Source organism: Gammaproteobacteria bacterium, from assembly GCA_036383255.1.
In the GTDB taxonomy this organism is placed as follows: Bacteria; Pseudomonadota; Gammaproteobacteria; order Natronospirales; family REEB76; genus DASUBN01.
In genome coordinates this window covers 127,264-146,068 of sequence record DASVOS010000004.1, presented here as the reverse complement: position 1 = coordinate 146,068, position 18,805 = coordinate 127,264, and the positions used below count along the sequence as shown (strand labels likewise).

General features: G+C 67.6%; 22 protein-coding genes. 14 read left to right on the top strand and 8 right to left on the bottom strand.

Annotated features, from left to right (window positions below; all coding sequences use genetic code 11):
* The first annotated feature begins 8 nt into the window (after nt 1–8).
* Complete coding sequence (locus VF651_01705; protein ID HEX7964406.1) at nt 9–428, top strand: F0F1 ATP synthase subunit epsilon; 420 nt, start codon at nt 9–11, stop codon at nt 426–428.
* A 51-nt stretch (nt 429–479) separates the two neighbouring features.
* On the opposite strand, the gene VF651_01700 is transcribed toward VF651_01705, so the two are convergent.
* Nucleotides 480–1,016, bottom strand: a complete 537-nt coding sequence (locus tag VF651_01700; protein ID HEX7964405.1) for a hypothetical protein — start codon at nt 1,014–1,016, stop codon at nt 480–482.
* 90 nt (nt 1,017–1,106) lie between these two features.
* Between VF651_01700 and glmU the strand changes: the two genes are divergently transcribed.
* The 3 genes from glmU to VF651_01685 are packed head-to-tail and all read left to right on the top strand — an operon-like array spanning nt 1,107 to nt 4,902.
* Nucleotides 1,107–2,471 (top strand): bifunctional UDP-N-acetylglucosamine diphosphorylase/glucosamine-1-phosphate N-acetyltransferase GlmU, encoded by a 1,365-nt coding sequence (glmU, locus tag VF651_01695; GenBank protein HEX7964404.1) that lies wholly within the window; start codon nt 1,107–1,109, stop codon nt 2,469–2,471.
* 14 nt (nt 2,472–2,485) lie between these two features.
* The gene (gene glmS / locus VF651_01690) at nt 2,486–4,312 is read left to right on the top strand and encodes a glutamine--fructose-6-phosphate transaminase (isomerizing) (protein ID HEX7964403.1); all 1,827 of its coding nucleotides are present in this window, start codon (nt 2,486–2,488) and stop codon (nt 4,310–4,312) included.
* Between the two features lie 41 nt (nt 4,313–4,353).
* Entirely contained in the window at nt 4,354–4,902 is a 549-nt protein-coding gene (locus tag VF651_01685) for a mechanosensitive ion channel domain-containing protein (protein HEX7964402.1), read from the top strand.
* Here the strand turns inward: VF651_01685 and VF651_01680 are convergent, their stop codons facing one another.
* Together VF651_01680 and VF651_01675 are read right to left on the bottom strand one after the other, a co-directional pair.
* Nucleotides 4,903–5,178, bottom strand: a complete 276-nt coding sequence (locus VF651_01680) for a hypothetical protein (GenBank protein HEX7964401.1) — start codon at nt 5,176–5,178, stop codon at nt 4,903–4,905. It abuts the gene before it with no gap.
* An 11-nt stretch (nt 5,179–5,189) separates the two neighbouring features.
* Nucleotides 5,190–5,639: a hypothetical protein gene (locus VF651_01675; protein HEX7964400.1), complete on the bottom strand. Its 450-nt coding sequence runs from the start codon at nt 5,637–5,639 to the stop codon at nt 5,190–5,192.
* Between the two features lie 89 nt (nt 5,640–5,728).
* Here VF651_01675 and VF651_01670 point away from each other — a divergent pair, with 89 nt between their 5' ends.
* The 3 genes from VF651_01670 to VF651_01660 all read left to right on the top strand — a co-directional run bounded on the left by VF651_01670 (nt 5,729) and on the right by VF651_01660 (nt 7,745).
* Nucleotides 5,729–6,385 carry a CGNR zinc finger domain-containing protein gene (locus tag VF651_01670; GenBank protein HEX7964399.1) on the top strand — a complete coding sequence of 219 codons (657 nt, stop codon included), beginning with the start codon at nt 5,729–5,731 and terminating at the stop codon, nt 6,383–6,385.
* 127 nt (nt 6,386–6,512) lie between these two features.
* Nucleotides 6,513–6,863, top strand: a complete 351-nt coding sequence (locus tag VF651_01665; GenBank protein HEX7964398.1) for a DUF488 family protein — start codon at nt 6,513–6,515, stop codon at nt 6,861–6,863.
* A 189-nt stretch (nt 6,864–7,052) separates the two neighbouring features.
* On the top strand, nt 7,053–7,745 hold the full coding sequence (locus VF651_01660) for a hypothetical protein (protein ID HEX7964397.1): 693 nt from the start codon (nt 7,053–7,055) through the stop codon (nt 7,743–7,745).
* A gap of 69 nt (nt 7,746–7,814) precedes the next feature.
* Here VF651_01660 and VF651_01655 read toward each other — a convergent pair whose 3' ends face one another.
* The 5 genes from VF651_01655 to VF651_01635 all read right to left on the bottom strand — a co-directional run bounded on the left by VF651_01655 (nt 7,815) and on the right by VF651_01635 (nt 13,625).
* Nucleotides 7,815–8,828 (bottom strand): hypothetical protein, encoded by a 1,014-nt coding sequence (locus tag VF651_01655; protein ID HEX7964396.1) that lies wholly within the window; start codon nt 8,826–8,828, stop codon nt 7,815–7,817.
* 246 nt (nt 8,829–9,074) lie between these two features.
* On the bottom strand, nt 9,075–9,845 hold the full coding sequence (gene xth / locus VF651_01650; GenBank protein ID HEX7964395.1) for an exodeoxyribonuclease III: 771 nt from the start codon (nt 9,843–9,845) through the stop codon (nt 9,075–9,077).
* Between the two features lie 159 nt (nt 9,846–10,004).
* Nucleotides 10,005–12,041, bottom strand: a complete 2,037-nt coding sequence (locus VF651_01645) for a M3 family metallopeptidase (protein HEX7964394.1) — start codon at nt 12,039–12,041, stop codon at nt 10,005–10,007.
* 86 nt (nt 12,042–12,127) lie between these two features.
* Nucleotides 12,128–13,048: a GIDE domain-containing protein gene (locus tag VF651_01640; protein HEX7964393.1), complete on the bottom strand. Its 921-nt coding sequence runs from the start codon at nt 13,046–13,048 to the stop codon at nt 12,128–12,130.
* A gap of 4 nt (nt 13,049–13,052) precedes the next feature.
* On the bottom strand, nt 13,053–13,625 hold the full coding sequence (locus VF651_01635) for a LemA family protein (protein HEX7964392.1): 573 nt from the start codon (nt 13,623–13,625) through the stop codon (nt 13,053–13,055).
* 100 nt (nt 13,626–13,725) lie between these two features.
* Between VF651_01635 and VF651_01630 the strand changes: the two genes are divergently transcribed.
* The 7 genes from VF651_01630 to VF651_01600 all read left to right on the top strand — a co-directional run bounded on the left by VF651_01630 (nt 13,726) and on the right by VF651_01600 (nt 18,754).
* Nucleotides 13,726–14,859 carry a GGDEF domain-containing protein gene (locus VF651_01630; protein HEX7964391.1) on the top strand — a complete coding sequence of 378 codons (1,134 nt, stop codon included), beginning with the start codon at nt 13,726–13,728 and terminating at the stop codon, nt 14,857–14,859.
* 166 nt (nt 14,860–15,025) lie between these two features.
* A complete protein-coding gene (locus VF651_01625) occupies nt 15,026–15,559 on the top strand; it encodes a gamma carbonic anhydrase family protein (protein ID HEX7964390.1) in 534 nt (177 codons plus the stop codon).
* Nucleotides 15,546–16,067, top strand: a complete 522-nt coding sequence (locus tag VF651_01620; protein ID HEX7964389.1) for a hypothetical protein — start codon at nt 15,546–15,548, stop codon at nt 16,065–16,067. The genes VF651_01625 and VF651_01620 overlap by 14 nt, the downstream gene beginning before the upstream one ends.
* Before the next feature lie 3 nt (nt 16,068–16,070).
* A complete protein-coding gene (locus tag VF651_01615) occupies nt 16,071–16,595 on the top strand; it encodes a DUF488 domain-containing protein (GenBank protein ID HEX7964388.1) in 525 nt (174 codons plus the stop codon).
* Between the two features lies 1 nt (nt 16,596).
* The gene (locus VF651_01610; GenBank protein HEX7964387.1) at nt 16,597–17,037 is read left to right on the top strand and encodes a VOC family protein; all 441 of its coding nucleotides are present in this window, start codon (nt 16,597–16,599) and stop codon (nt 17,035–17,037) included.
* A gap of 85 nt (nt 17,038–17,122) precedes the next feature.
* Nucleotides 17,123–18,253: a saccharopine dehydrogenase C-terminal domain-containing protein gene (locus tag VF651_01605; GenBank protein ID HEX7964386.1), complete on the top strand. Its 1,131-nt coding sequence runs from the start codon at nt 17,123–17,125 to the stop codon at nt 18,251–18,253.
* Between the two features lie 3 nt (nt 18,254–18,256).
* A complete protein-coding gene (locus VF651_01600) occupies nt 18,257–18,754 on the top strand; it encodes an ATP-binding protein (GenBank protein ID HEX7964385.1) in 498 nt (165 codons plus the stop codon).
* Nucleotides 18,755–18,805: the final 51 nt, after the last annotated feature.

The following is an 18,805-nucleotide window of genomic DNA, read 5'->3' as shown; positions in this document are numbered from 1 at the left end:
AAACGAGCATGGCAAGCAACATCCACGTCGACATCGTCAGCGCCGAGCGCGAGATCTTCTCGGGCGAGGCTGACATGGTGTTCGCGCCGGGCGAGCAGGGCGAGCTCGGCATCGCGCCGCGCCATGCCCCGCTGCTGACGCGCATGAAGCCCGGCGTGGTGCGGGTGCAGTCCGGCGACGAGGAGCAGGTGTTCTACGTGTCCGGCGGCATCCTCGAGGTGCAGCCGCACGTGGTGACGGTGCTCTCCGATACCGCCCAGCGCGCCGCCGACATCGACGAGGCTGCCGCCCTGGAAGCCAAGCGCAAGGCCGAGGAGACCCTGACCAACCAGTCCGATGACCTGGACGTGGCCCGTGCCCAGGCAGAGCTCATGGAAGCCGTGGCGCGCCTCAAGGCCCTGGAGAAGATCCGCAAGAACACGCGCTGAGGCGCGCACGGATCGGAAGACACGAGAAGGCCGGCTCCATGCCGGCCTTCTTCATTGCTCTCCCAGCTCGTGCACCAGCAGGAACCAGGCGTTGCGCAGCGCCGCGATCATGAGCACCACGCTGCCGGAGAAGATGAACAGGAGGTCCTGCCTCGCCTGCACCCCGCCGACCACGCCGAACAGCAGCCCGGCGCCGCCCCCCGCCAGCAGCGCGCGGCCGAGCAGGGACATGGCGAAGCGGCGCATGAAGTAGGCCCGGTGCTCGGGGTGGTTGCGGTCGCTCCAGGCCTGCCAGAAGCGCCCGCCTGACTCCTTGAGTCCCGCCACCACGATCATCAGTGCCGCCAGGCCGAAGAACTGCGGCTTGTCGAAGGGCACGATGAAGAAGGTGCCGATGAACAGCACCTGCACGAAGTCGCCGAAGGTCTGCTGGGCCAGGCGCCGGAGGTTCACCCCGCCCTCGGCCTTGAGCACGCCCACGTGCAGCGAGAGTGCCACGAACAGCAGCCCCGCCAGCGTGGCGCAGAGCACCGCCAGGGTGGTGAAGAAGGGTATCCAGGCCCCGATCTGCTGTGAGAAACCTTCCATCCTGCCCTCTCGTGTGCGCCGGATTGGGTCCGTACCGGCCCTTTCGATTATCATATAACGAGTCTTCGCCCTAACTTTCAGGATCCAAGCATGGCGCTCAGCGTCGTCATCCTGGCCGCCGGCCAGGGCAAGCGCATGCACTCCGACCTGCCCAAGGTCTCGCAGCCGCTCGGCGGCGCCACGCTGCTGGAGCACGTGGTGCGCGCCGCCGGCGCGCTCGCACCGGCGCAGACGGTGGTGATTTACGGCCACGGCGGCGAGGTGGTGCGGGAGCGCCATGCCCACCTGCCGGTGAGCTGGACACTGCAGGCCGAGCAGCTCGGTACCGGCCATGCGGTGATGCAGGCGCTGCCGCAGCTCGAGGATGCCGATCTCGCGCTCATCCTCTACGGCGACGTGCCGCTGGTGCGCCCCGGCACGCTCAAGCGCCTCACCGATTCCGCAGGGAAGGGCCACCTCGCGGTGCTCACCGCCCGGGTGCCGGACCCGCGTGGCTACGGCCGCATGGTGCGCGACGGGGCCGGCCGCGTGACCCGCATCGTGGAGGAGAAGGACACGAGCGCCGCCGAGAAGCACATCGACGAGGTCAACACCGGCCTCATGGCCTGCAACGCGGGCAAGCTGCGCGGCTGGCTCGCCAAGGTCGGCAACCAGAACGCCCAGAAGGAGTACTACCTCACGGACGTGATCGCGCTGGCGGTGGCGGACGGGGTCATGGTGGACGGCGTGCTGGCGGAGCATCACGACGAGATACACGGCATCAACGACAAGCAGCAGCTGGCCCAGGCCGAGGAGGCGCTGCGCGTGCGCATGGCCGGCGAGCTGATGCTGGCGGGCCTCACGCTGCGCGACCCGCACCGCTTCGACCTGCGCGGCAGCCTCGAGTTCGGCCGCGATTGCATCGTGGACGTGAACTGCGTGATGGAGGGCAAGGTCACGCTCGGCAACCGCGTGAGGATCGGCCCCGGGGCGGTGATCAAGGACTGCGCCATCGGCGATGACACCGAGGTGTTCGCCCACAGCGTGCTGGACGGCGCCCGCATCGGCCGCAAGGTGCGCATCGGGCCTTTCGCCCGCATCCGGCCCGAGACCGTGCTGGGGGACGAGGCCCACGTGGGCAACTTCGTGGAAGTGAAGAAGAGCCGGCTCGGCGCCGGCAGCAAGGCCAACCACCTGGCCTACGTGGGCGACGCGCAGGTGGGGGAGAAGGTCAACATCGGCGCCGGCGTCATCACCTGCAATTACGACGGCGTGGCGAAGCACACCACCGTGATCGAGGACGGCGCCTTCGTGGGCTCCGATACCACCCTGGTGGCGCCGGTCACCATCGGCGCCGGGGCCTACATCGGCGCCGGCTCCACCATCAACAAGGACGCACCCGCCGGCCAGCTCACCCTGGCGCGGGCGAAGCAGGCCACCATCCCCGGCTGGAAGCCGCCGGCGAAGAAGCAGTAGGGGGTTCGAAGGGGATGTGCGGGATAGTCGCGGCTGTCGCCAATAGAGACGTAGTGCCGTTGCTCATCGAGGGCCTGCAGCGGCTGGAATATCGCGGCTACGATTCCGCGGGCGTCGCGGTGCTGGATGGCACCATCCGCAGGGTGCGTAGCGTCGGCCGCGTCGCCGAGATGCAGGGCCGCGCCCGGGACGAGAAGCTCAAGGGCCGGAGCGGCATCGGCCACACCCGCTGGGCCACCCACGGCGGAGTCACCGAGCCCAATGCCCACCCCCACATCTCCATGGGCGAGATCGCGGTGGTGCACAACGGCATCATCGAGAACCACGAGGAACACCGGGCACGGCTCAAGCAGCTCGGCTACGTGTTCGAGTCCCAGACCGACACCGAGGTCATCGCCCACCTCATCCATCATCACCTCAAGCAGCATGGCGACCTGTTCCAGGCCACCCGCGAGACCGCGCGGGAGCTCGTCGGCGCCTACGCCATCGGCGTGCTCTCCCTCAAGAACCCGGAGGTGGTGACCGGCGCCCGCATGGGCTGCCCGCTGCTGGTGGGCCTGGGGGAGGGCGAGAACTTCCTGGCCTCGGATGTCTCCGCCATCCTCTCGGCCACCCGCAGGGTCATGTACCTGGAGGACGGCGACGTGGTGGAACTGACCCGCGCCGGCGTCAGGGTGATGGACAAGGACGATGCGCCGGTGGAGCGTCCGCAGCACATCAGCCAGGCTTCCCTGGCCGCCATGGAGCTCGGTCCCTACCAGCACTACATGCAGAAGGAGATCCACGAGCAGCCCAAGGCGCTCACGGACACCATCGAGGCTGTGATCGACGGCGGTTTCACGCCGGAGTTGTTCGGTGCCGAGGCGGCTGCCATATTCAAGGATGTGGATGCGGTGCTGATCCTGGCGGCCGGCACCAGTTACTACGCCGGTCTCACCGCGAAGTACTGGATCGAGAGCATCGCCAAGCTCCCCACCTCCGTCGAGATCGCGAGCGAGTATCGCTACCGCGACTCGGTGGCGGACCCGCGCCAGCTCGTCATCACCATCTCCCAGTCCGGCGAGACCTTGGACACCATGGAGGCCCTGAAGCACGCCAAGGCGCTCGGCCACGACAGGACCCTCTCCATCTGCAACGTGCCGGAGAGCGCGATCCCGCGCGCCTCGCGCCTGGTGTTCTACACCCGCGCCGGCGCCGAGATCGGCGTCGCCTCCACCAAGGCTTTCACCACCCAGCTCGCGGCGCTGTTCATCTTCACCGCCGTGCTGGCGAAGCTGCGCGGCCGCCTGGATCCCAGCCAGGAAGCGCTGCTGATGGAGGGCTTGCGTCTGGTGCCAGGCAGCGTGCAGCACGTGCTCAACCTGGAGCCCCAGATCAAGGAATGGGCCGGCGATTTCGCGCGGCGCCATAACGCGCTGTTCCTGGGCAGAGGGGTGCATTACCCCATCGCCCTCGAGGGGGCGCTGAAGCTCAAGGAGATCTCCTACATCCACGCCGAGGCGTACCCGGCCGGTGAGCTCAAGCATGGGCCTCTCGCCCTGGTGGACGCCGACATGCCGGTGGTGGTGATCGCGCCGAACGACGCCCTGCTGGAGAAGGTGAAGTCCAACATGCAGGAAGTGCGCGCCCGCGGCGGCGAGCTCTTCGTGTTCGCGGACCAGGACAGCCACTTCGCCGAGAGCGCAGGGGTGCACGTGATCCGCACCCCGCGCCACGCCGGCATCCTCTCGCCCATCGTGCACGCCGTGCCGGTGCAGCTACTCGCCTACCACACGGCCCTCAAGAAGGGCACGGACGTGGACAAGCCGCGCAACCTAGCCAAGTCCGTCACGGTAGAATGACCCTGCTTCGTCGCTAGTGGGCATGGTCAAGGAGACCGAACATGCTCCATCGTGTCCTCACGGATCTCTTCGATCCGGCGAACATCTTCGGCGCCGTGACCTACGGCGTCATACTGTTCCTGCTGGCTCTCGGCGCGGGCCGGGGCATCAATGCGCTGGCGCGCCACAGCCAGACGCACCTCTCGGACCTCACCGCGCTGCGCTTCGTGACGCAGCTCCTGAAGGTGCTGGTCTTCACGCTCGCGCTCATCATCTACACGCGGGTCATCCCTGCACTGCATGAGCTCGGTACCACCCTGCTCACCGGCGTGAGCGTGATGGGCGTGGTGATCGGGCTGGCAGCGCAGGCTACTCTCGGCAACCTCATCGCCGGTTTCTCACTGGTGATGTACCGGCCGTTCCACGTCGGGGACGAGGTGCTGGTCACCACACCCAAGGGTGCCGTCTCAGGAGTGGTCAAGAACCTGTCCCTGGGTTACACCATCCTTCAGGACCGGGAAGGCCAGCAGATCATCGTGCCCAACAGCGTCATGAGCAGCACCGTCATCATCCTGGTGCATGCGCGCCAGACGCTCAGCTCCCCGCCCTGATCAATACTGCCCATAGTGCTGCAGGGCGTGCTGCGGTCCCGGCTGGCTGCCCGCTCCGGGCGTGCTCACCAGCAACAGCATCGCCACCAACCCCGCCACCGCAAGCCAGCTCAGCCAGCGGGGAGGGTAGCCTGCCTGCGCCGCCTGGTCCGGTTGGGCCAGCGGCAGGCCGAACTGCTCGTCCACCTGCACCAGCGGCGGATACTTGCGATAGTGATGCACCACCTCCCACCAGAGGGGCAGGCCGAACTTCGGGTCCACGTCACGGGTGTCCATGGTCTTCTCCTTCATTTCTCGATGCGGATCTCGTAGTGCCGCACGCGCGAGTCGTAGCGGCTGAGCATCGCCGCCGCCTCGGGCAGCACCGCCGGACGGGTGTAGTCCTCGCCGGCGTAGCGCTTCACCGCTTCCAGGTCGTCGAACCACATCTCGGTGATGAACTCCACCTCGTCGCCGTCGGGACGGCGGGCGAGCTGGATGCCGTGGAAGCCGGGCAGGCCCTTGGCGCGGATCGACGGCAAGGAGCGGTCCCGCAGGAAGATCTCATAGGCGTCGGCTTTCTCCGGACGGGCCCAGCCGTGCCAGACCCGGCTGATCAGGCGTGTGCCGGCGCCGGTGGAAGGTTCAGGCAGGCGCTGGTCTGCCTGAACCAGGGGCGGATGGCGGCGGAAGTAATCCACCAGGGCCCGCCACAGGGGCAGACCCAGCTTGGGGTCGAGGTCAGTGGTGGCATGCATGGCTACGCTCCGTAACCTGTATAGTAGGATTGACAGGTTACAAGCCTAGACCCCCTTGCGTAACTAGTCAAGATAGTTATACTGGTTACATGCAAAAAATCACCGATACCCCCAAGAAGGCCCCCAACTCGCCGGTCCGGGACCTGGGAACCCTCGGCTGGGTCGGGGGCCATGTGGCCCTGGACTTCGCCAATACCGTGAGCGGCACCAAGAGCGACAGCCCCGGCAGCCACCTGCATGGTTACCAGGACTTGTTGGAGTGGTGTCGGCGGGCGGACCTCATCGGCCCCATCAGCAGCGCCAATCTCTCCGCTGGCTCAGAGAAGGCTCAGGCGGAAGCCTTCGATGAGGCGCTGGCGCTGGTGAAGAGCCTGCAAGCCCTGTTCCTGGCTGCTTCACGCCACGAAGTGCTGCCCCAGCCCGCCCTCGACCATCTGAACACGCTCGTGCAGAAGACTGCCCCCTGGCGGCGCATCGCCGCCTGCGACGAAGGTGGCCGCAAGGTGAGCTGCGGCTGGGACTTCAAGGGTGCCCCGCCGCTGGCCGTGCTGGGCCCGATCGTCTGGCGTGCGGTGGAGCTGCTGGAGTCGGGGCCCCTGGACCGGATCAAGCAGTGCTGCGCGGACGACTGCGGCTGGGTATTTCTGGATACCTCCAAGAACCGTTCGCGCCAATGGTGCTCCATGCAGACCTGCGGGAATGTGTCGAAAGTGCGGCGATTCCGCGAGCGAAGCAAGGTCGGCTGAGTGAGGAGGATGTTGCGGCCCCTGCGCTGCGCTGTCCCTGTTTCGCTTGGGGCAGGGTGCAGGCTCCTGCCTGCCCGTTCGCCGCATGCGGCTCACTTCCGGGACCGCCGGAAGTCGGCCTAAAGCCGTGGCGCTCAAGCTCAAGCGCGTCTATCTCAAGCCCGAGCCTCGCGACGGGCTCCGGGTGCTGGTGGACAGGCTCTGGCCCCGTGGCCTCACGAAGCAGAAAGCAGGAGTGGACTGCTGGCTGCGGGACCTTGCCCCCAGCAATACGCTGCGCAAGTGGTACGGCCATGACCCCCGGCGCTGGGCTGAGTTCAAGCGCCGCTACCGGGCCGAGCTCAAGGGCGCCAGGCAGGGCGAGGCGCTCGCCGAGCTCAAGAGGCTGCGCCGGGAGCAGCCCACCGTGACACTGCTGTTCTCATCCAAGGAAGAACGCTTCAACAACGCCGCGGCACTGAAAGTCTTCCTGCGCTGAACTCCTCTGCCTAAGGGCATATAAATCAGCGACTTACGTCCCCACCTCGCCTCGGGGGACTTGTCCCCATGGGATACCCCGCACCCTGCACCCATGAGCCGACGAATCCGGTTGCACAACGCCGCCGGATGGGTTAACACATACCGCGCAGGATCCCTGCAGAAATACTAAGTACCTGGAGAAAAGACCATGAGACATGGCGGCTTGATGGTGGCGGGCCTCTTGGGGGCGATGGTGCTGGCGGCGGCCGGCTGTTCCGGCGGCAACGACACCTATGCCCTGCGCGGCACCCCGACCCCGCGTTCCGGCACCAACAGCGGTAACTTCATGGTCTCCGGGAAGGACTGCAAGTACGTGACCATGGTGGGCTTCTACTCCGATGCCCCCGTGCTCACCTATCCCTGCACGGTCGTCAGCGATGAGCCGAATTCCCTGGGCGACCCGCATGCCCACATGACCATCAACGTGAAGACCAAGGACGGGGACAAGACCGTGAAGATCGACGGCACCCCGGCCGGCATGACCGCGACCCAGGCGCCGGACCTCGGCAACCAATACCCGTTCCCGCCGAGCTGGGCCGTCGCCAAGCCCGCCCAGGCCCTGACGCTGCGCAACAACGACGGCAGCGCCACCCAGGTGGTGATCCAGGTCTCCGGCGTCGAGTGCGCCATGACCGTGAACGGGTCGCCCGTGACCTGCGGCCTGTCCTACTGGTCCGACGGCGGCTTCGCGATCTGGATCCCCGGCCTGCTCGTCAGCGCCGACTATGCGAGCTACGTGATCAACCTGAGCTTCGGCAAGACCTCGCCGGGCCAGTGGTCCCTGGCCCGCGCCCCCGGCACCTTCCCCGCCACCTACGGCGAAGTGCAGGCGAAGCAATAAGCTCCGGCTGGCCGGAAACGAAAACGGCGCCACCAGGCGCCGTTTTTCTTTATGTGCAGCGAGGTGGCGTCAGCCAGCCGCTCTTTTGGATTGCTCCTTCATCCGCTGCGACCGCAGCGGCGGCATGCCCTTCCAGCGCATCTCTTCGGCGGTGAATAGCGGCGGCCGCCGGCGCAGTTCCGTCCAGCCGTTGTCGCGGATGATGCGGCCGAGGTGGGCCAGGTTGTGGCGCACCGCCTCCATGTACAGGTTCTGGCCGCCGAAGTGCTTGGCGGCGTAGCGGTACGCGCCGGCGAAGGTGCCGTCGAGCCGGTCGAGGCGGGTCTTCTCGAAGAAGCCCGGGGTCTTCTGCAGGAGGTCCTGGGGCGAGGAATAGAGCACCAGCACCCGGCCGTCCGGCAGCACGCGCCGCGCCATGCCGCCCATCTCGAACTCCTGATAGAGCCGGTCGCGGCACTTCTCGAGGTAGCAGCGGTCCGCCATCTGGGCGGTGAGGTCTGCGGTGCCGAGCAGGTGGCCGAGGCGGGTGTAGCCGTCGTCGCCGAGTTGGATCCTGTTGATGTCCCGTTCGTAGCCGGTGTAGTGCACCATCTCCTCGGCCATGGCGGACTCGCTGCCGAGCCCCACGCGCTTGAGGTAATCGCCCAGGAAGCTGCCGCTACGGGTCACGTGGGTGAGGGTGTACTCGGCGCCGTGGCGGTGGTGGCGGTCGCGGGTGCTGCGCAGGTAGCCGACGTCGTGATACAGGGCCGAGACGATGCCCACCATGGCACGCTTGGCGCCAACGCGCTTGGACGGAGTCTGGCTGCGGTCATGGCCGTCGATGTGGCGGGCCAGCGCCAGGGTCACATCCAGGCTGTGCTGCATGTCGTGGTAAGCGGTCTCGCAGCCGTGGAAGCGGGGATCATCGCCGCGGTACATGCGGGCGAAGTCGGCGAAGGCGGTGTGCAGGGGCTTGAGGGACTTGCGGGGGTAGAGGTCGGAATAGATGGCCTGCACCGCGGCCGACACGGACGCGGGATCGCTCACCTGGATGCGGTTGGTGACGTCGTAGTCGCTACGGCGCGTCTTGAAGTCCGACATGTGCTCCACTGCATCGCCGGCTGGTCTGCGCCTTCCCATGGCGCCGGCGAGTCCCCTATGTATATTCGGGGCAGCATACGCAGAAATGACATGCTGTCCAAGTTTAGAATTATGTTAAAAATATGGCCTATCCCCCAGCCTGGGAAGCGGGGTCCGGGCCTTACAGCCCAAGGCCTTTAAACGGCTTTTCCGGGGTCTTTCCCATGGGGGCAACGCAAGAGCTGGCCGGGAAATGGACGCCCCAGGTCAGGGCAGGTTGAGTTCCACCACCACGGGGGCATGGTCCGAGGGCTTGTCCCAGCCCCGGGGTTCCCGGTCTATCCAGGCGGCGCTGCAGCGTTCCGCCAGAGGATGGGACAGCAGGATGTGGTCGATCCTCAGGCCCAGGTTGCGCTGGAAGCCGGCGGCCCGGTAGTCCCACCAGCTGAAGTTCCCGCCCCCGTCGTTGAGCAGGCGGAAGCTGTCCTTGAGGCCGTGGCCGAGCAGGGACTGGAAGGCGGCTCGCTCCGGCGCGCTCGCCAGCACCGAGCCCACCCAGGCGGCGGGATCGTATACGTCCCGGTCATCCGGCGCGATGTTGAAATCCCCCAGCACCACCAGGTTCGGCTGCTCGATGATGAGCTCGCGGACCCAGAGGTCCAGCTGGGCCAGCCACTCGAGCTTGTAGCGGTACTTCTCCGACTCCACGCTCTGGCCGTTCGGCACGTACAGGTCGAGCACGTAGAGCGGCCCCACCTTCGCTCCCAGCACGCGCCGCTGCGGGTCGGTGAAGTCCGGCAGCGCGGTGCACACCTCGCCGCAGTCCTCGCGGGTGAGCAGCGCGACGCCGTTGTAGGAGGGCTGGCCGGAGCAGATGGCCTGGTAGCCCAGCGCGTCGAACTCCAGCGCCGGGAATTCCATGTCGGGCATCTTGATTTCCTGGAGCGCGAGCACGTCGGGGCGCTGGGCTTCCAGCCAGGCCAGCACGTGGGACATGCGCGCGCGCAAAGAATTTACGTTCCAGGAAGCTATCTTCAATTCATCACTCCCGACCTTCGAACCATCCCTGGTGCGCCTCCCAGCCAATACATCCCTGTATTGTCGCTCGCCGGCGCGAAGCGGTGCTTCGCGTAAAGGCACCGGCTCGCCCAAGATGCGATCTTCACGAGATTCCCGATTCCCAGGCCGAAATGGAAGCTAGGCAGCCAAGCCGTTTAGACGCAAGAAAGCATCCAGCGTCGGTTCACGGCCCCTGAATTCCACGAACAGTTCCATGGCCTTGCGGCTGCCGCCCTGCTCCAGGATGCTGGCCATGAAGCGCCGGCCGGTGGCGCGGTCGAACACCCCTGCCTCTTCGAATGCGGCGTAGGCGTCCGCCGCCAGCACCTCGGCCCAGAGGTAGCTGTAGTAACCGGCGGCGTAGCCTCCCGAGAAGATGTGCGAGAAGCCGTGGGCGAAGCGGTTCCAGGCCGGCGGCTGCACCACCGCCACCTCCCGCCGCACCGCCTCCAGGGTGCGCTGGGCGAAGTGCCGGTCAGGCACGCCCGGCGTCATGTGCAGGCGGAAGTCGAACAGCGCGAACTCCAGCTGGCGCAGCAGGAACAGGGCCGAGTGGAAGTGCCGCGCCCCCAGCATCTTCTGGTACAGCGCCTCAGGCAGTTTTTGCCCGGTTTCGAAGTGCCCGCTCACGAGGTCGAGTCCGTCACGGGTCCAGGCGAAGTTCTCGTGGAACTGGCTCGGCAGTTCCACCGCGTCCCAGGCCACGCCGTTGATGCCCCCCACCGAGGGATAGTCCACCTGCGTCAGCAGGTGATGCAGGCAGTGGCCGAGCTCGTGGAACATCGTCACCACGTCGTCGTGGGTTAGCAGTGCTGGCCGGGTCGGCAAGGGCGGCGGGAAGTTGCAGTTGAGGAACGCCACCGGAGTCTGCAGGCGCGCCCCGGCGCGGCGCCGTCCCAGGGTCTCGTCCATCCAGGCGCCGCCGCGCTTGCCGGTGCGGGTGTAGAGGTCGATGTAGAGGTGGCCGCGCAGCGTGCCGGCGTCGTCGTGCAGCGCGTAGAGCTTCACGTCCGGGTGCCAGACCTCGGCTCCCTTCACTTCGCTGAAGGAGATGCCGTAGAGCTTGTGCATGGTCTGGAACAGGCCGGCGGTGACGGCAGGCGCCGGGAAGTAAGGCCGCAGCATCTCCTCCGAGACGTGGTAGCGCGCCTCCTTCAGCTTCTCGCCGTAATAGGCCATGTCCCAGGGCTCGAGCCGCTTCAGGCCGTCCCGCTCCAGCGCGAACTCGGATAGTTCGAGGAGCTCATGCTGGGCCAGCGGCTTGACCCGCTGCACCAGCCCTTCCAGGAACGTCAGCACGTCCTGCGGGGATGCCGCCATCTTGTCCGCCAGTGAGTAGGCGGCGTAGTGCTCGAAGCCCGTGAGCCGCGCCGACTCCTGGCGCAGGCGCAGGATGTTCTGCATCGCCTCGGTGTTGTCCCAGCGCCCGGCCGTCGGGCCCTCGTCCGAGGCGCGGGTGACGAAGGCGGCGTAGAGTTCCTCGCGCAGCGCGCGGTCGTCGGCATGGGTGATCACGGCGGAGTAGGAGGGGAAGTCGAGGGTGAACACCCAGCCTTCCAGCTCGCGTGCGGCGGCGTCCTGGCGCGCCTGCTGCAGCGCGCCCTCGGGGATGCCGGCGAGGCGCGCCTCGTCCTGCACCTGCTTGACCCAGCCTTGGCTCGCGTCCAGCAGGTTCTCCTCGAACTTGGCCTCATGCCGCGACAGCTCCTGCATGAGCTCCCGGTAGCGCGCCTTCTGCTCCGGCGGCAGCGCCACGCCGGCGAGACGGAAGTCCAGGAGCGCATCCTCGATGAGCTTGCGCTGTGCCGGCGAGTAACCGCTCCAGCCGGCGCCTTCCCGCAGCAGACGGAAGCTGCGGTACAGGCCCTCGTCCTGGCCGAGTTCCGTCTCGTAGTCCGCGAGCTTGGGCAGGCAGGCGTTGTAGGCGGCGCGGATCCTGGGCTCGCTCATCGTCGCGTTGAGATGCGCGGCCGGCGCCCAGGCCCGGTGCAGCCGGTCGCCCAGCGTCTCCAGGGGCTCCACGAAGCTCTCCCAGTCCGGATGCGGCAATGCCGCGAGGTGTGCGAGGCCGGCACGGTTGTCGGCCAGCACCGCGTCCACCGCAGGTTCCACGTCGTCCGGCGTGATATGGGAGAACGGCGGGAGCGTGTCCCAGCCGAGCAGGGGATTGGTCATAGGAGGCTCGTCTTGGGTCTCATCGGGCGCAACGCATGGTAGCACGCAGGGTCCAGGGGCCCGGTGCGCACCTCACATAAGCGGCTTCAGCCGAAACGCGCGTGCAGGAGGTAGGTGCCGAGCGCGCCGCCGCCGATGAAGCCCGCTAGTGCGAGCGTAGCGTAGAGGCGCAGCCGCCAGGTGAGCGTGCCCTGCGGCAGTGTCGAGAGGATGAAGGTGCGCCCGTCCGGGTCGCGGCCGAGCACGTTCACCGCCGGCCGCTGCATGGCTTCGCGTTCCTGCGCCAGCACCAGGCGCCGCGCCTCGGCGCGGGCTGCGTCCCATTCTTGCTGGTCGATCTGCCCGTCGCGGTTGGCATCGAACTGGCGCAACAGCCAGTCCTTGTCCTGCTTCCAGGCGCGCAGTTGTTGCGCCACCTGCAGGTCTATGTCGGCGCCGGTGGCGGGGCCCTGGGTGTGGAACCAGCCGAGCGTGTAGAGCGTGTCGCGCTCGTGCACGCGCCGTTCGGTGTAGCGGTACTCGGAGCCGAGCGCCATGCGGCCGAGGGCGGGACCGCCCTCGGGCATGGGCGTGGAGCCGTACCAGGTGTCGTCGCAGGAGGGATAGACCTCGGCGCCGTCGGGGTCCACCACGCACTGTCCGGTGCCGTCGTCCACCAGGAACAGCTCCTCGCTCGTCCCCTGCTCGATGGTGTCCCAGCTCGAGTTACGGCCGCTCCTGCGGTAGCGTTCGATGCGGTAGGACCACCACACGCAGTGCTGGCGCGTGAGCGGCGCGAGTATGGGATCGCCGGGCATGAGCCGCGCATCACCCTGCAGCTCCACGTAGCCCTGTGCGGCGGAGCGGATCAGGGACTTGGGCGTGCCTTCGACCAGGCGCAGGCGGCGCAGCGAGCGCCACAGGCCGAAGAAGCCGAACACGCAGGCGGCCCATGCGGCGGCCAGCAGGAACAGGTATTCGCGGGTGCCGAGCTGGTTGACCCAGCCCAAGTCGTCCATCGGGGTCATGGGATCAGGTGAACAGCGCCTTCATGTCCACGTCGCGCTTCTCGTCGGCGCCGAACTCCAGGAGCGGCTTGCCCTGGAACGCGAACAGCCGCGCCATCACCAGTCCCGGGAACTGCTGGATGGAGGTGTTGTAGAGGTTGACGCTCTCGTTGTAGAACTCGCGCCGGTCGGCGATGCCGTTCTCCAGGCCCGAGATGCGCGACTGCAGCTGCTGGAAGGACTCGTTGGCCTTGAGCTGCGGGTAGGCCTCGGCCACCGCGTACAGCTTGCCGATCATCGAGCGCAGCTGTCCTTCGGCAGGGCCGAGCGCGGCCACGTCGCCAGACTCGCGCGCCTGCTGCACGCCGGCGCGCGCCTGCATCACCTTCTCCAGGGTGTCGCGCTCGTAGTTCATGTACTGCTTGCAGGTCTCGACCAGCTTGGGCAGCTCGTCGTGGCGCTGCTTGAGCAGCACGTCGATGTTCGCCCAGGCCTTGCCCACGTTGTTGCGCAGGGCCACCAGGCCGTTGAACAGCATCACCAGGTAGCCCACGGCCACCAGCACCACCGCCCAGAACACGAATCCGCCCACGCTCATGTGTTTCCCATCCCTATAGGAAGGCCCTGCCGCGAGTATATAGCAGCGGCGGCGCGCCCGGCTGGGGTATGCTTGAAGCCGCGAGTGGGGGATGCCTGGGATGAGAGCACTGGACTGGAACAAGGGCTGGCGCGAGTTCTGGCGCGGGCCCGACGCGGCGTTGCTGGTGGCCGGCGGCGAGGGCGAGCGGCTGGCCGCGCGCGTGCGCGTGACCGTGGTGGCGCTGCTGCTCATCACGCCCATCTACAAGATCATCGAGTACCCGGACAACCCGGTGTTCCTGTGGGGGCTCGTGGTCACCGGCGTGGCCATGGGGTTCGCACTCGCCATCCATCTCTACCTGCGCTGGCGCCCCTACCGCGCCTGGGTCGGGTTCCTGAGCTCGCTGCTCGACAACAGCTTCGTCACCTCGGCGCTCGCACTGTTCGTGTTCGTCGGCTCGCCGCTGATCGCCGCCAACAGCAAGGTCACCTTCGACATCTACTTCCTCAGCATCGTAGCCATGAGCCTGCGTCAGGACCGGCGCATCTGCCTCGTCATCGGCATGTTCACGGTGCTGCAGTACGCGGCGCTCATCGAGTTCATCACCCACGCCTACGACGTGTACGCGCCGGAACTGCAGGACCCGTCGGTCGGTTACTTCAGTGGCGTGGACCAGTTCACGCGGGTGGTGTTCCTGGCCGCGGCGGTGGTGATCAGCTACGCCATCGTGCGCCGCTCGGAACGGCTCCTGTACCGTTCGGTGCGGGACCCCATGACCGGCCTGTTCAACCGTGGCTACTTCGACACCCTGTTCGAGTTCGAGATCGAGCGCGCGCGCCGCTACGGCCGCCGCTTCGCGCTGGTCATCTTCGATGCCGACCACTTCAAGCGCATCAACGACAGCCACGGCCACCCGACCGGTGACGCGGTGCTGCGCGCGCTGGCGCGGGCGCTGCGCCTCGGCGTGCGCCAGAGCGACGTGGTGGTGCGCTACGGCGGCGAGGAGTTCGTGCTGCTGCTGCACGACAGCGACGCCACCCCCGCCTACGACAAGGCCGACACCCTGCGCCAGATGGTGGCCAGGCTGCTGCTCAAGCCCCCCGGCCTGCGCCACAACATCAAGCTCACCGTCAGCGCCGGCGTGGCCCAGTATCCTGAAGATGGCACCACCGCCCGGGCGCTCATCACCGCGGCGGACCAGAGGTTGCTGAGAGCCAAGCAGTCCGGCCGCAACAGGGTGGTCGCGAGTTAGAATCACGTAAAAGCTGCTGCGCTCGGCAGGGCGTCGTTGCGCTTCGGACTCGCAGTCGGTCATGCACATCAGAGTGCACTCCCTCCTGCTCGTCTCGCGCGCCTAGCCCTGCCTTCGCTCGCGACGCTTTTACGCGGTAGTGTTCTTATTGGGTTCGAGCGTTACTATGGCCATCCGCAGCTACACCGGCATCAGACCCGTCATCGGCCAGCGCGTCTATATAGACGAGAGCGCCCAGGTCATCGGCCAGGTGGCGCTCGGCGACGACGCCTCGCTCTGGCCCTGCGTGGTGGCGCGCGGCGACGTGAACACCATCCAGGTGGGTCCACGCAGCAACATCCAGGACCTCACCATGCTGCACGTGACCCACGACGGACCCTACAGCAAGGGTGGCATCCCGCTCGTCATCGGCGCCGACGTCACCGTGGGCCACAAGTGCCTGCTCCACGCCTGCACGGTGGGCGACCGGTGCCTCATCGGCATGGGCGCCATCGTCATGGACGGCGCCGTGGTGGAGAGCGACGTGCTGCTCGGCGCCGGCAGCCTGGTGAGCCCGGGCAAGCGCCTGGAGTCCGGGTTCCTCTACCGCGGCAGCCCGGCCCAGAAGGTGCGCCCGCTCACGGACGGGGAGCGGGAGATGCTGCGATACTCGGCGGCGCACTATGTACGACTCAAGGACCGTTACCTTGCGGGCGCTTGAACCGCGCCGCAACGCCCAGCAGCTCAGCCGCAGCCTGCTGTGGCTGCTCGCGCCGGCGGCGACGGTAGCCTGCCTCGGGCTCAGCGTCGCGTATCACAGCCAGTGGACCTGGGCGCGGGCGCTGCTCTGCAGCGCGCTGGGCTTCTCGGCTGCCTGCCTCGCGCTCTCGCTGGTGAGCCAGCAGCGCTTCTGGTGGGCGCCGCGCGCGCTCGCCGGGCTGGTGGCGCTCTGCTACCTCGCGGCGGTGGCGCGCCTGTCCTGGCTGCCGGCACCGGGCACGCCCGGGCCGCACTTCCCGCTGCTGTTCCTCGCCACCGTGGGCTTCATGGTCTGCGGCGTGCCGGCCCTGAGCTTCATGCTCTGGGGCCACACCCGCGGCAAGCTCGCGCGCGGCGACGCGCTGCACGTCACGCGCATGGACCGCTGGACCGCACACCTCATCCCGGCCCTGGCTTACGGCACCTGGATCGCGGTGGGCGTCTATCTCCTGAGCCTCCTGGTGCCTTGACCCGTGCTGATACTGACCGTCGGCCACTCCACGCGGCCCTTCGACGAACTCCTGGGCCTGTTGCAGGAGCACCGCGTGATGTTGCTGGCGGACGTTCGCACGATACCGCGCTCGCGGCACAACCCGCAGTACAACAGCGACGTGCTGGCGCGCTCGCTGGCCGCCGTGGGCCTCGCCTACCGCCACATGCCGGAGCTCGGCGGCCTGCGCAAGCCGCGCAAGGATTCCGTCAACATGGGTTGGCGCAACGCCGGGTTCCGCGGTTTCGCGGACTACATGCAGACGCCCGAGTTCGAGGCCGCGCTCGGCATCCTCATCGGGCTGGCGGAGAAAGGCTGCGTCTGCATCATGTGCGCCGAGGCGGTCCCCTGGCGCTGCCACCGTTCGCTCATCGGCGACGCCTTGACGGTGCGCGGGGTGGAGGTGCGGGATATCCTGGCCCCGGACAAGACGCCGCTGCACGAGCTGACGCCTTTCGCCGAGGTCCACGGTTCAGAGATAACCTACCCTTTCACGCTGGAAGGTTGATATGCAGTACCTCCATACCATGATCAGGGTTTCGGACCTGGACCAGACCCTGGATTTCTTCTGCAACAAGCTCGGCTTCACGGAGATCAGCCGTGCCGACCACGAGAAGGGCCGCTACACCCTGGTGTTCCTGGCGGCGCCGGGCGATGCCGAGGCGGCGCGCCGACAGAAGGCGCCCCTGGTGGAGCTCACGCACAACTGGGACGAGAAGGGCTATGCCGGCGGGCGCAACTTCGGCCACCTGGCCTACCGGGTGGAGGACATCTACAGCCTCTGCCGGAAGCTCATGGACGCGGGAGTCACCATCAACCGGCCGCCGCGGGACGGCCATATGGCCTTCATCCGCACGCCGGACAACATCTCTATAGAGTTATTGCAGGTTGGCGAGCCGTTGGCGCCGGCCGAGCCGTGGAAATCGATGCCAAACACCGGGACTTGGTGAGACGGCTACCCACGGGGCAGCCGGCACAGTAAACTCCCGCGCCGCCCGGCATCCGCCGGGCCGGGCACTGCTTAGGAGTTCGGGCATGGCCAAGATCGGCATCGTCGGCGCGGGCATGGTGGGCAGCGTGATGGCCCAGGACCTCGCCGCCCGGCACGACGTCACCTCGGCGGACCTGTCCGCTCCGGCGCTGGAGCGCCTCGCCCAGAAGGGCATCAAGACCCAGCGGCTCGACAGCCGCGACCCCGCCGCGCTCAAGGCCTTCGTGGCCCCCTTCGACCTCGTGGTCACCGCGGTGCCGGGCTTCATGGGTTTCGCCACCCTCAAGACCGTCATCGAGGCCGGCAAGGACGTGGCGGACATCTCGTTCTTCCCGGAGGACGCCCTGGCGCTGGACGCCCTAGCGCGGGACAAGGGCGTGCGCGTGATCACCGACGTGGGCGTGGCGCCCGGCATGGACAACGTGATCCTCGGCCACCATGACAAGGCCATGAAGGTCACGCGCTTCGAGTGCCTGGTGGGCGGCTTGCCGCAGAAGCCGGAGCCGCCGTTCCTGTACAAGGCGCCGTTCTCCCCCATCGACGTGATCGAGGAGTACACGCGGCCCGCGCGCCTGCAGCGCGGCGGCAAGGTGGTGACGCTGCCGGCGCTCACGGAGCGGGAGATGATCCCCTTCGACAGGCCGGGCACGCTCGAGGCGTTCAACACCGACGGCCTGCGGTCGCTGCTCTTCACCATGAAGCACATCCCGGACATGGCCGAGAAGACGCTGCGCTACCCCGGCCACATCGCGCTCATCGAGGACTTCAAGCGCGCCGGCTTCTTCGGTGAGGAGCCGCTGGACCTGGACGGCGCCAAGGTGGTGCCGCTCAAGCTCACCGCGAAGCTGCTCATCGACCAGTGGAAGCTCAAGCCCGGCGAGCCCGAGCTCACCGTGATGCGCGTGACCGTGGAAGGCGAGGAGCAGGGCAAGCGCGTGCGCCACGTGTGGGACATGTACGACGAGTACGATCCCAGGACCGGCTTCTCCTCCATGGCCCGCACCACCGGTTTCACCTGCTGCGCTGCGGCGAACCTGCTGCTGGACGGCACCTTCAAGGAGAAGGGCGTGCACCCCCCGGAGCACGTGGGCGCGGTGCAGCCCTGCTACGAGTACATGCTCTCCTACCTGGCCGAGCGCGGCGTGCGCTACCGGCAGCGCACCGAGAGCCTCTAGGCCATGCCGTCCAGCGTGGTATTGCTGGTGGGCCTGCCGGGCAGCGGCAAGTCCACGCTCGCCGCCAAGCTGGCTAAGCGGCACAACTACACTCACATCGACCGGGACAGCATCCGCGCGCGGCTGTTCCCCCGCGGCGGCTTCACCGAGGCGGAGAAGCATGCCGCCAACCTGGCGGTGATGGCGGAGCTGCGGCAGCGCTGCGCCACCGGCCGCGGCTCCATCGTGGACGGCATGACGTTCGGCCGCCGCGCCGAGCGCGAGTCCGCCCAGGCCCTCGCGCGCGAGTATGGGTTCAACTGCGTGATGCTGTGGCTGGATTGCCCGGTGGACGTGGCCGCGGCGCGCGTGGCGGCACAGGCGCACCCCGCCCGCGACCGGGACGCCACGCTGGTGCGGGAAGTGGCGGCGCGCTTCGAGGCGCCGGAGAAAGCGGTGCGCATCGATGCCACGTTGCCGCCGGACGAAGTGTTTCGCCTAGCCGAGAAAGCCCTTTCCTAAAAGTCGTTTCGAAAGCGTCGCGAGCGCAGCTAGAACAAGGCGCGGGAGGCG